This is a genomic window from Bradyrhizobium sp. Kon69 (assembly GCF_055807515.1).
In genome coordinates this window covers 1-241 of sequence record NZ_JBVVOS010000541.1, presented here as the reverse complement: position 1 = coordinate 241, position 241 = coordinate 1, and the positions used below count along the sequence as shown (strand labels likewise).

The window sequence follows — 241 nt, the reverse complement described above, 5'->3', positions numbered from 1 at the left end:
CGAGGCAATCGACTTCCAATTCACCTAGATCCTTGAGCGCTTCAATACGCAGGTGCCCATCAACCAAAAAGTAATGTCCGGCGCGGCCAGGTACTGGTGTTACAGCGGGTGGTTCCACCAGTCCGACGTCCTGGATCGACGCGAGGATTTGCTGATATTTCAGGCAGAACTGTCGCGGGGCCAACAGAAAAGTCTCCAGACAGACAGGGTTATCTTAATTCCGGGACCCGAAACCGAAATC

General features: G+C 53.5%; 1 protein-coding gene. It reads right to left on the bottom strand.

What is annotated here, in order from left to right:
* The coding region (locus AC0L3U_RS40085) for a ParB N-terminal domain-containing protein (RefSeq protein WP_473365222.1) at positions 1–184 on the bottom strand (184 nt) is incomplete at its 3' end.
* Between the last annotated feature and the right edge of the window lie 57 nt (positions 185–241).